Origin of the sequence: Sphingobacterium kitahiroshimense, assembly GCF_025961315.1 — a bacterium.
GTDB lineage: Bacteria > Bacteroidota > Bacteroidia > Sphingobacteriales > Sphingobacteriaceae > Sphingobacterium > Sphingobacterium anhuiense.
Genome location: NZ_JAOQNK010000001.1, coordinates 5518116 through 5531286, shown reverse-complemented (window position 1 = coordinate 5531286; position 13171 = coordinate 5518116). Strand labels below are relative to the sequence as shown.

The 13171-nt window shown below is 35.6% G+C and carries 7 protein-coding genes; 2 read left to right on the top strand and 5 right to left on the bottom strand.

The genetic code is table 11. The annotated features are described in order from the left end of the window. Positions 1-15 precede the first annotated feature (15 nt). Positions 16-1014 (top strand): metallophosphoesterase family protein, encoded by a 999-nt coding sequence (locus tag M2265_RS23620; protein WP_132770178.1) that lies wholly within the window; start codon positions 16-18, stop codon positions 1012-1014. A 104-nt stretch (positions 1015-1118) separates the two neighbouring features. Here M2265_RS23620 and M2265_RS23615 read toward each other — a convergent pair whose 3' ends face one another. The 3 genes from M2265_RS23615 to M2265_RS23605 all read right to left on the bottom strand — a co-directional run bounded on the left by M2265_RS23615 (position 1119) and on the right by M2265_RS23605 (position 6357). Further along, positions 1119-1265, bottom strand: a complete 147-nt coding sequence (locus M2265_RS23615; protein ID WP_165905890.1) for a hypothetical protein — start codon at positions 1263-1265, stop codon at positions 1119-1121. A gap of 95 nt (positions 1266-1360) precedes the next feature. Beyond that, the gene (locus M2265_RS23610; RefSeq protein ID WP_207902422.1) at positions 1361-3142 is read right to left on the bottom strand and encodes a RagB/SusD family nutrient uptake outer membrane protein; all 1782 of its coding nucleotides are present in this window, start codon (positions 3140-3142) and stop codon (positions 1361-1363) included. Between the two features lie 5 nt (positions 3143-3147). Then, positions 3148-6357, bottom strand: a complete 3210-nt coding sequence (locus M2265_RS23605; RefSeq protein WP_132770182.1) for a SusC/RagA family TonB-linked outer membrane protein — start codon at positions 6355-6357, stop codon at positions 3148-3150. Between the two features lie 909 nt (positions 6358-7266). Between M2265_RS23605 and M2265_RS23600 the strand changes: the two genes are divergently transcribed. Then, complete coding sequence (locus M2265_RS23600) at positions 7267-8130, top strand: AraC family transcriptional regulator (protein ID WP_132770184.1); 864 nt, start codon at positions 7267-7269, stop codon at positions 8128-8130. A 125-nt stretch (positions 8131-8255) separates the two neighbouring features. Here M2265_RS23600 and M2265_RS23595 read toward each other — a convergent pair whose 3' ends face one another. Both M2265_RS23595 and M2265_RS23590 read right to left on the bottom strand, forming a co-directional pair. Continuing rightward, positions 8256-11042, bottom strand: coding sequence for a glycoside hydrolase family 2 TIM barrel-domain containing protein (locus tag M2265_RS23595; RefSeq protein ID WP_207902423.1), 2787 nt, complete (start codon positions 11040-11042; stop codon positions 8256-8258). A gap of 373 nt (positions 11043-11415) precedes the next feature. Beyond that, entirely contained in the window at positions 11416-13083 is a 1668-nt protein-coding gene (locus M2265_RS23590; protein WP_207902424.1) for a glycoside hydrolase family protein, read from the bottom strand. Between the last annotated feature and the right edge of the window lie 88 nt (positions 13084-13171).

The window sequence follows — 13171 nt, the reverse complement described above, 5'->3', positions numbered from 1 at the left end:
ACCGGATTATAAATTATGATAAACAGAAAATCATTCTTAAAAATTGGGGGGCTAAGTCTATCAGGACTCCTTGTAAATAAATCTATAGCAGCTCCAATAGTTGAAAGTATTGAAACAAATAGCATTAAAAATCGTGGAGTAAAATTTGGAGTCATATCAGATCTTCATTATGATCTCATGCATGATAGTGACCGAAGAGCACAATTATTTATTGATGCTATGGTCAAACAACAGCCCGATTTCATCATTCAATTAGGTGATTTTTGTGTTCCGAAACCTCAGAATAAACCCTTATTAGATATTTGGAAAAAATTCAGTGGTGAAAAGCATTACGTTTTAGGTAATCACGATACTGATGGTGGTTTCTCCAAAGAACAGGCGCTGGCATTTTGGGGTGCGACAAATCCTTATTATTCATTTGACAAGAATGGTTTTCATTTTGTCGTATTAGATGGCAATGAAAAAAGTGAAACGAAGAAAATAGATGGCTATCCCCGTTCTATTACAAAAAAGCAACTTAACTGGCTAAAAAAAGACCTTCAAAACACATCCTTACGTACCGTTATTTTCTGTCATCAAGGGCTTGAAAATACATTAGGCGGGTTAGATAATGGCATGGAGGTCCGTTATCTATTCGAACAGATCAACCAAGAGGCAGGCTTTAACAAAGTAGTACTCGTGTTAACAGGTCACCATCATATGAATTATCACAATGAGATCAATGGGATCCATTACGTTCAGATTAACAGTTCATCATACTATTGGGCGGGAGAAGACTTTAAAAGTACGGCGTTCTCAGATGATTTTTACAAAAAACACGGCATCCTTCGCTACACACTCGTATATGAAGATCCAATTTGGGCAGTAATTGACCTAGACAATAAAAAGAATATTCGTATTCAAGGTACGAAAACCAAAATGGCTGGAGTACCATTAAGCGATGCAGGAATTGATGTTTACAAAGATGTATATCCGATTACTTCCGAAATTGACTCGCGAAAATTGAAGTATTGATTTCATAATAAAGGCCTCTAAAGAGGCCTTTATTATGAAATCAATATCATTATCTTATCTGGAAACAATTAACATTACCAGAAAAATCAGCCACATAATTATAATTAACTTAGATATTCTTTACTTAAAAAGATAACTGCTCCGGAAGCCATCGATGCTAATAATATTCCATTGCGATCCAATTCATTACCTCCATTAACATATAAATATACACCACAGGCATAAGTTTTAAAGCGAGCTATTGGTAGCAAAAAATCTCAAAAGAATTATTTGCTTCATTATACTATAACAAAAGTTAGCCCTCGAAAATCAAGGGCTAACCATATTCAAAAAAAATTAACAGCTATTATCTCCAACCTAACGGCTGTATCAAATTTGGATTCAAGACAGTCTGTCCAATTGGAATCGGACGGTAATAATATTTAGGGCCATCAATCCACTGACGCGGTTGATTCTTATCTTTAAAAAAGACAATATGTCCTGAACTACCGTTACTCAAATAAATATTATTTTCACTTACATAATATCCAGGTAACGCTTTGTATTTTTCAGGTAATGAAGCTTTATCAGATTCTTTCTCTAAGATAACAAGATCGGGTTCGCCATCTCCTGTTACATCAAGTGCTCCAAAGCCAGGCACATAAATACCTTTAGGGTTGACTGCAAATAACTCCCCAACATACCATCTATTTAGATCATTAAACCTAAAACCCTCAGAGGCTAATTCTATTCTTCGTTCTCTACGAATTTCTAAAACAATCCCTTTATTAGCATGTTTTACATTACTATATTTTGAAGCCATAATAGGATCAATATTACTCTGTGCATCTGCAAGTTTTAAAGTAGGCATTCCTACCCGTCTTCTTAATAATCCAATAGTTAAATCCAGTTCACCTTGCGTTATTTTGCCAAGTTCTGCTTGCGCTTCTGCATAGTTTAAAAGTACCTCAGCATAACGCATCATTGGAAGATCCGTGTAGTTTAAGTTCCATCCCTTACGCTGATTTGGATCTCTAGGATAAAATTTAATCTGAAGATATCCACCATAACTTGGTTTCAATACATAAGGAATATTAACATCAGGATTCGTTTTAAAACCAGGTTCCATAATATTCTCTGCTAAACGAGGATCGCGATTTTTAAATATTTCAGTCACCTGTTTTTTATCATAATCAGGTAATGAAGTAAAACGGGAACCATCCTTCATCAGAAATTCCTCCATCAAGTCTTTACTCAATGCCCATTGGTAATCAAATACAGTATGCGTATTATTAGCTACCCCATCCGCTTCGCCATTCTTCCATAAATAAATAATTTCTTTATTGGCTGACAAATCTTTGCTAGCAAATAAGTTCCTGTAATCTTCTTGAAGCTTACCTGTATTAGTGATACTAAATCCTCCCTGATCCATTATCTGCTTAGAAGCACTTGCCGATCTTTCCAAAAATTTATGGGCAGTCTCTTCTAAATTAAGATATGTGTGATACTTACGATACGTCCCTTCATAAAGAGCAATACGAGACAGCAAGGTCAATGCGACCCATTTCGTCACTCTGGTATTTGTTCCTCCAGGTTTAATATGCGCCACCGCATATTCTAAATCGGCCATAATAGAATCGACAACTAAAGTCCGGCTATCTTGCTTTTTCATCAGCAAGTCTTCATCCGTATCTTTGATCACCTGGTTGTACCAAGGCACATCACCATAAGTCATCACCATATTATAATATAGGTTTGCTCTAAAAAAACGAGCAATACCTACATAATGATTAATCGAAGCTTGATCTCCCGTCGTGTTTGCAACTCTTTGTAGCATAAAATTGATTCTACGCACGTTATCCCATCCTCCCCATCCACCAGCATTAGCAATTGTTAGATTACCTCTAACCATTGCATCTGTTGTTGACGATCCACTCATACCCGCAATATTATCCGTAAATCCATCGCTATAAGTAGGACCAATCATGCCGTAAAATCCATTCGTATATGTTTCTAAATCAGCAGGAGTCTTAAATGTGCTATTCTCAGTCACACTCGTTTGAGGAAATCTATCCAAAAAATCTTTTTGACAAGAAGTGAGTGCCAATACGGCTACAAATGCCAGAGAAATAATTACTATGTTTTTCATAATCATTAAAAGTTTAAATTCATACCAAAAGAATAGGTACGTTGAAATGGATAAATCTGTCCTCCTAATCCTTCTGGATCTAACGAAACTTTAAGATTAGATTTTTCAAATAGATTCTCTCCACTAAAATAAAAATACACTCTTCCAAGTCCAGCTTTCTCAACCCATTGCTTAGGAAGTGAGTAACCAAAAGTTATATTCTTAACTCGCAAATAACTCGCATCTTGCATATACTTTTTATTTGGAACAGCTAATGAACGATTAGAAACTTCTGCGGCATAAGCTCGAACCGCAGGGAAATAACCATCTGGATTTTCCGGAGTCCAGTGATCCAGATTTTGTACAGTTACATTAGTCCATGGCTGGGCATAAATACCCCAAAAGTAAACATGAGCACCACCCGGATACCAATCCTTTTTACCCACTCCCTGAAGGAAAACGCGTAAATTAAATCCCTTCCAATCACCCCCCAAATCTAAACTATACGGATACTGAGTACTCGAGTTCCCGACAATTACACGGTCGCCATGATCTTCTAAGGTATTTTTACCGAAATTTATTCTTTTGTCACCATTTAAATCTTTAAACTTAATATCTCCGATATAAGAGTTATTACCTTGATTACCATTTCCGATATCAACTTGATTTAAAGCGTCCAATTGTGCTTGGTTTTCAAAAACACCATCATATTCCAAACCCCAAATTTCACCAAGCTTCATTCCTGTATAGTAGTCGCCCAAATTCCCGGCAGGATTACTAAACTTTGTTATCTCAGCTTTACTATTTGCGATAACAAAAGTGACATTATATTTAAATGGTGAATTAGATAACTCAAATTGATCATTCCAACCCAAACGTAACTCCCAACCTTTGGTTTTAAGATCTGCAGCATTTATCTTTGGTGATGCTGTTCCAAAAACGCCAGGTAGGGTCCTTCCTGCAGAAAGCATACCTTCAGTTTTTCTCACATATGTATCAAAATTTAAATTCAATCGATTATTGATCGCAGCTAGATCTACACCGAAATTCGTCGTAGAAACCTTTTCCCAAGTTAAACTATTTGAAACTTCACCTGGAGCTCCAATTGACATAGGTCTCTCGTTTCCTAATATCTGTCCGATTTTGGACGCCGACATTGTGGGTACAAACGAATAATTTGCAACACTTTGGTTCCCCAATTGACCATATGATCCCCTAAGCTTAAACATATTAAGTACAGGTTTAATCGGTTCAAAAAACTGCTCTTCCGAAATTACCCATCCCGCTGATGCAGAAGGAAAAAAGCCCCAACGATCACCTTTTGGAAATCTTGACGATCCATCATAACGTCCATTGAACTCAGCAAGGTATCTTCCTTTGTAATTATAACCTAGCCTATAAAAAATCCCCTGAACAGCCCAATCATCTATAGTATGACGCGTCGTCATGGTGCCTGTAGCCAGTTCGACAGTTGGTAAATCTTTTGATAATAGATCATTTCTACGCAACGATGCCCATTCATTTTTTCTATATTCTTGATTGTAACCAAGTAGAGCACTTAAATTATGATCTCCAAATGTTTTATTAAAATTTGAATAAATATTGATAACATCATATCTGTTATTATCATTGCTTTTACTTGCATATGAGGTCGTCGAACCGGCATACTTAATCTCTGTCTCAGGTCCAATTTTATAAGGAATTGGCACATCATATGAATCAGTATTTCCACTTGTACGCCGCAATGTAACATCAGCATTGATATCCCAAATATTTTTTATTATTGCAGCTTTCGCATTAAAGGTTGTTTGAAACTCATTTATATTACGTGTCGTTCGTCCTCCTTCTTGCATACGTCCCAGCAAACCTGCTCCTGCCGACGTCCAACTTCCATCAGGATTTTTAGGCACATCCAAGGAGCTTGTACGATTGACATTCCAAAAGAAGTCACCATCCATAAAAACTGGAGAATTAAAATCTCGAATAGTCAATAAAGTATTATTACCAAAAGAAAGCCAATCATTTACTTGAAAATCAGCTTTACCGCGTACGTTATATCTTTTTAGAACATCTTCACCATATTTTAACATCCCATCCTGTTTATAATATTCGCCTGAAAATAAGTATTGTAGCTTTTCTGCTCTTTTGCCAACACTCATATTAACAGTCGTAGTAGGGGCAGTTTTTTTGTATGCTTCATCCATCCAATCCGTCGAACCATAATACATATAATTCAATTTATTGGTAGGATCCAGAATAACATTGGGCAATGACGGATCTTCCTGCATTTTCTTTGCATAGTCTCGAATTGCATCAGGAAACAAATCATAAAGTGGAGCTGCGGCCATACGCTTATATTCCATAACAGTAAGAGGGTCTGTTACAATATCTGGCATTTTACCTACAGTACGGACCGAAGTGTTGATGCCTAAATTTACTTGAACATCATCACTTTTAGCAGTTTTAGTAGTGATTAACACAACACCGAATGCGGCTCTTGCACCATAAATAGCAGCTGCGGCTGCATCTTTTAAGACGGTATAAGTTTCGAAATCATTAGGATTCAATCGGGCCAATTCATCTTCCGAATGTGGAACATTATCTACTAAAATTAATGGACCACCTCCATTTATAGATGTTGTGCCCCTAATATTAAAGGTCGCAGCTGCAGTAGGGTTTCCACTAGGATTTGTAATATTTAAATTAGGGATTAATCCTTGCAACGCAGCTCCAATATTGGTGACAGGGCGATTTTCCAATTGCTTGGCAGAAATCTGATCTACAGCACCAGTTAAATTAATCTTTTTTTGTGTTCCAAAACCTACCACAACAGCTTCATCAAGAACTGAAGCATCCTCTTGTAATTCAACACTTAATAAAGAAGTAGCTAAGATTTCTTGTTGCTTATAACCTACCGAAGTAAATACCAGCGTTGATCCTTTTGGAACTTCCAAAACAAACTCTCCAGCACTATTCGTTTTAGTACCTATTGACTTCTTTCCTTTAACAAAGACAGATACATCTTGTAAACCTCGCCCTTGATTGATTACTTTACCCCTGACAAGGATTTCTGACTGTACAATATTGTGAAGTGGTGAAGCAAATATTTCATTCTGCTTCACATGCATTAGGGATAGCACTAAACCAAGGGATAATGCTTTTTGGGTAGTTGAAACTCGATACAATGGGCAATAAAATTTACCTTTCCATTTTGAAACGAGGGAAAACTTATTCATATTTGAACAATTAAGGTTAATTAAAATTTTTTCTAGACTTTTTGGTTTCCTTACACTTGAAGGAGATGTTAGCGCATCTCCTTTCTTTTTAAGGATGTTGTAACTAGTTATCCATAGGCATTTTTATTTTAGATGATTTAAATAGTGTTTATTAAAAATGTCAATTTTCAGCTATTATATTATGATTTATCTGTTTACAAATAGTAAAACAATAAATTAAAAACAACATTAACTCCCCAAATATAAGGCCTTAAGTTTAGCATTACTTAAACTCAATATTAAATTAAAAATTTTTTTATTCATATTAAGTAGACTTGTGAAGAACATTTCATATTCTACAATCTTTAAGTAATTAGCAAAAAATGGTTTTTATCAGGTTTTATATAGTAAATCACGCTCGGTATAAATAACAGGGTAAGATGTAAATGATCAATTTGAAACTTGTCTCAGAAAGAACATTTTGTAAAATTATTACCAACAATTATTTAATATATCTTAACATCAATAATAGATATTATAATTCAAATATCAAAGACAATTCATATAAAAATGACAAAACAAACAAATTAAAACGTTTAAAGCAACATAAAAGAAGAAAACAAAAGAAAAATGAAAACAACTAAAAGTTTAGCATTAATTAACAAAAAAAAGAGTAATTAAAAAATAACAATGACTTATAAGAACTTTTAATCTTAAAATATTGGATAAACTCGTAATTGACCAAGATTAAATTGAAAAATTCGTAGCCCAATTTTTCAGTAAATAAATATCTAACTATATCTTCTAAACAACTAGAATGTAACAACCCTGTGAATTACAATATACGAGACAGGAAATACTTGTGACTACTTAAAACTAATCTTATATTAGCTATGTACATTTATAGAACCTAAAAAACCATCAATATACATGAAGCCCGTATTTGCAAAAGTTTTAGAAGGATTTGAAACCAATATATTTGTAACACGTGAAATAAACCGACCTTTTTTTTCAACGGAATTTCATTTTCATAAAGAATGTCAATTCACATACATTGTCAAAAGCGAAGGTCGTCGCATGATTGGAGATAGTTTAGATACTTTTACCAGTGATGAACTGACTTTCATCGGATCAGATTTACCACATGTTTGGCACAATGACAGTCAAGATTTAAATATTAACCATGCGGCATCTTCGATGGCATTATACTTTGAGCCGGATAAGTTAATTAGTACACTTTCCCTTTTTTTTAACACATCCAAACTCGAGCAGTTCTTTGCCCTATCTCAGAGAGGGCTAATATTTCATGGTAAATTAAAAAATGACCTGAAAAGTATTTTACAAAAAATGATAAGCAGTGAGGGTATCCCAAAAACGATTCTCTTACTTGAGCTTTTCCAAAAAATGTTAAATTCTCAGGAATATAGTTTTCTTTCAAGCCCAGGATATACAAATACTTACATTGCTAAAGACAATGAAAAGATTGATAAAATTTTCCGACATGTATTCGACAATTTTTCTAAAGAAATAAATTTAAAGGAAGTTTCCAAAATAGCGAATATGACCAAACATGCTTTTTGTAGATATTTTAAAACCCGCACGCAAAAAACATTTATTCAGTTTGTCAATGAAGTCCGTATTAGTCAAGCATGTAAACTCATTAATGAAGATAAAAACCAGATTGGAAATATCGCTTATGATTGTGGTTTTAACAGTTTATCAAATTTTAACAAGATTTTTAAAACTACAAAAGGAATTACTCCAAGCGAGTACAAAAATGAGTTGCTGAAATAAAAAATAATGCTTCATTGCTAGTAAATATCGATAAATTGATACTCGAAAAATCATTAATAAATATAAAGTCCAGTCGAAGTTAATCTGTCTGGACTTTATATTCTTATTTATAATTTTATTTCTTTTTATTTTTCAAACCGTAACATTACTTTACCAGTTACACGGTCCCCCCTTTTTAAGGGACGATAGTCAACATCTGCATGAGAGGATAGAAAACCTTCACGTTCAGCATTATTGTAATCTGCGACCAACATATTAATACTATTTTTATCCGTGCTTATCCAAGCTCTGAAATGTTGTTTTCCATTACCTAAGACCTTAACCTTATTCCCATCTAAATTCGACAAATCAGCTGAGTAAATATTTTCTTTCGTTGCCCTAAAGAGGTTCGAACCTGCATCTGTCTGATCAAAAGACCAACCTAAGTGGGGTAAGGCAGATGGTCCCGCCGAAGCAGAAACAGGTAGATCAGGATTAAAAGCGACAGCATGACCAGTCAATGACCCGAGATGATCCTCCGGATACATATTCCAATATCCACGACGTTTCCATTCTAAATTATTAAATTCTTTAGGTATTTCAAATACCAATCCAACCTGCCTTGGTGATACTGCAGTTCTCAATTCAAAATCATAGCTAACCGTTAATACGCCATTTGCTTTAAACACATAAATATATGCTCCTTCAGCTTCTTTGTATGTACCCTTAACAAGTATAGTTAAACTATCTTTCTGTGTGTTATAGACCACCGATTGACATACCCAGTTCTCACAAACAGGGTTAAATGGTTCAAAATTTTGATCTTTACCAACCATTTGAATACCCCTGCCTTCCGAGTTGAGCGGTAATAACATTAATGTAGCACCCTGATTGATCAAATTGTTACCATGGACATCATAAACTTTTAAAAGCCCATCAGACTTATTGATTTTAAACACCTTGTTCTTGTCCTTAACAAGGATAGCCTCATTTTTTTCTTCAAAACTGACAGAACCTTTCTTTTCAACCTCCGCGGCCGCTATCCCCGGTTTCAGAGAATATAAATATTCATCTATTACAAAACCTAAAGGAGAAATTATTTTCAAATAAATTTCCTGATCCAAGTGTTTTTCATTCTTCAGATCGATATCAAAATGGCCTTTACTTCTGGCAGGTAAATTCACTTGCACAGCTCCACTATCCTGACCAGAGCGCCATTCAAATCGACAAGCAGACAGATCCGTAAAATTATGACGATTGTCGACATCAAAAGATACGACACCGTCATTTGATAAATTTCCACGCTGTTCAAGTCTTACTGGACTATATGACTTTTTCATATTCCAGTACTCGGGTTTCGCCCGACGCCAGCCATCCAACGGACCCCATGTTCCATATCCGACAACCTTATTGTTAGGTAAGAAAAAGGTATCATCTATTCCAGCCCAGATTGCGCCACCAAGCACACCTTGACTGTTGTACATAGCTGTCCACATTTTATCCAATAACGGTCCCCACATATTTCTTACACCGGGATCTGCCGATAGTTCAAAACGATTGTAAGAATTTACATGGATATATTCGTCAAAAGTAACCGGACGTTTACTATTGCGATATATATCTGGACCAGTTGGACCAGGATAATGATGGTTCGTCACCTCAAGCTCGCCATTATCAGCATCCGGGCCCCATTGACTGAATATGCGGGGACGGGATGGATCCATCTTTTTAATAACTTCACCAGCTTCCTTAAAATACTCTTTATAAAGATTAGACTCATTTCCTAAAGACCACATAATAATAGAAGGATGACTCCTGTCCCGGTTAACCATCTCAATATGTTGATTCACCAGAAGAGGGTACATATCCTCTTTTTTAATAGCAGTCTCATGTGCCCAACAAAATGGAGCCTCAACCTCTACAAACATACCAAGCTCGTCACAAGCCTCAAGCAATCTCTCATCAGGAGGATAATGCGATGTACGAATATAATTTACATTGGCTTCTCTAAACAACTTAACATCTTTAGCCCAAATATCACCTTCCAAAGATCTTCCTCGCAGTGGCATCACTTCATGTCTATTGACCCCTCTTAACTTGATCGGTTTTCCATTAACAAAAAACTGGTTTCCTCTTACTTCAAGCTCTCTAAAACCAACTCTTCGCTTTGTACGATGTAAAACACCCGATCCATCACTTAATTCACAAATTAACGTGTACAAATAGGGAGACTCAGATGTCCAATGATGAGGTTTACGAATCTGAAACTTTATACTACGATTTAAATTTATACCATTTTTCAACTCATCAACTAGATATTCCGACTTTCCTAAATCAACGGATCTTCCCTCTGTGTCCAACAAACTAAATGCTAGTTTAAGAGTACCTTTGGCTTTAATAGATTCATTGGACAACTGTACATCCGCAGACAATACCGCATCTGTATAGGTCGCATCAAAATCAGTAACCACATGAAAAGAAGAAATATTTGTCTCTGGGATCGCAAACAAAAATATATCTCGAGTTATACCACCAAGGGCATGTACAGCATAACGTGATGCGCTCGCTAAGGAATCAGCTAAACTTTCGCTACGTACAGCTATGGTAATCTGGTTAGTAGCACCATAGTGAACAAAATCTGTCACATCGATCTCAAAAGGAGTAAATCCCCCTATATGACTTCCTACTTTCTTACCATTAATATAAACTGTACTTTCACTAAAGATCCCATTACTTCTAAGCTTGACGCGCTGTCCTTTCCAACTTACAGGAATTTCAAATTGACGAAAATAGCCCGCTTTAGCTCCTTTCTCTACTTCACAGCCTTGCATCACCCATTCGCCCGGAACCTGTATATTCTTACAATCTACAGCTTGCGGAGACTTCCAGAAACTTTCGCTCGGATCAACATCAAATAACCATTTCCCATTCAAATCTATTTTTGTAGATTGGATATGATCAGGAAAAGGCGTTAATCTTGGAACAACAATATCTTGCGCCCATAATATAAGCGGGGAAAGAAATCCAAAGAAAAGGACTTATAATGATTTCATTTATTTAGATTTTAGATATTTACTCATGATAAAAAAATCCCTCTCGGATTACAGATCATGTACGTTTCAAAAATGAATAATAAAAATCGTCTTTTCTGCAACTAAACTAACTCTTTCTTAAACTATAATACCTCATAATATCACATACAACATCTCTTTCAGTATAAATTATTGAAAATTTACCCACATACACTAAAAATTAAAAAATCCAGCAAATGTATACTTGCTGGATTTCCTACATCAAAAAATAAGATTAATCAAGTTTCAAATCAAAATTAAATGTTGACTTTTGAACACCTTTTTCGTGAATAACAAGTTTCATTGGATTATTCGCCACCTTTGTTAATGGCATAATTCCTGTTAATGTAATTTTGCTCATGGCATAAGGATCAAGTGGAGCTATCGGTCCACTAGCGATCAAAGTTTTCTTTTCACCATCAAGAATATATAATTCTAACTTACTTTCCTTAGATTTCACTAGCCCAAAATTATCCACCTGTACTTCGAAAACTTGCTGATCTTTTGTTTTATCCACGATCGGCTTTCTAGCTGATAAAATCGCTTCGTTATATGCCACCCAAGGCACTCTGGTATAACCAAAAAGAAGCTTTCCCGACCTGGACTTACCAATTAATTTTGGAGCAAATTCATCTTGAGTTAACCCATGCCCACTATTCTCAAATGTAATGATAACCCCATCTTTTGTGTTTTCTATTTTAGTTGCACGGCTCCCTTTTCCATAATTAACAAGCTCTGATTTTCCAAATCGCAATGTTTGTAAATCCAATTCCTTAGCAGGATCAAAATTAGGCTCTTTTAACACTTTGACACGGACAAATTTTGTATTTAAAGATGGTAGTTCTGTATTCAACATTTCCATCAGCATTCCAGGGTTCAATGGAATCGAAATATTTTTTGAACTATGTTGGTCATTCGGTTTATCTTCCAACTTTAAAACATCAATAACGGCGAAGTTAGCCTGATAAGCTCGACCGTACTTATCCTGCAACACTTTAATGCGCTCATACTTAAACCAATCTTCCTTTACACCATCCTGATGAAAAGATATACCAGTGGTATAAGCTTCTCCTGGATCAGTTATCCAATTTACACCATCTTTAGAACGCTGATAAAAAGCAATTCGTCCCAACCAATCATTTACAATAAGATAATACTGAATATGATCGCGCCAAACAACTGGATCTTCGAACTCTCCATCAACAGCTGGATATATACGTTTATCTGTTATCTGATTATAAGGACTTAAACCTGTTTCACTAAACCAGATACCACCACCTCGGCACACCATCAAATTAGAGCCATCCTCACGTTTTGCAAAGGTTAGGTTTGACAAACCTTCGATGATAGGACGATCCCGTTGATCAAATACAAATTTCTCATACTTCCAAGGGCCGTTATAGCTATCAGATATGTAGTAACCATTGATCACAGAAATCACATACTTACCATTTTTCGCTCTGAAAATTTCAGGATTATGTCCTTTACCTATAGTATCAACAATTTTGTATGGTCCAATTGAATTATCACTAACCGTATGGTATACAATTGAATTCGGCCATTCCATATGTCCTTTCTCTGAACTTTCAGGCCATCCACATACATAAAGATGAAACTTACCATCGTCGCCTTTTAAGATGTTACCGCCCCAGTACGATCGCTCACCATCTTCAATTCCATTATCAATATATCGTTTCCGCACTCCCTCCGCTCCCCAATCACTTCCAGTTATAACTTTTCCTTTAGGCATAGGTAGAAAACGATCTTTAAAGCGAGCACCTTCAACAAGTAGATCCCATTCTTTAGGACGTGGCCTTTCAGTAATTTGACCATAAGATGGGGCAATCATCCACAAGCAAAATAAAGCAGTCGTATACAGTCCAAATTTTCTCGGCTTTTTCATAATCTTAAATGAAGTAAATAATTGTTATGTAAAGATACCTATGACCAATTTCATATTGCAAAGCCTATTTTACCAAGCTTTGATCCAA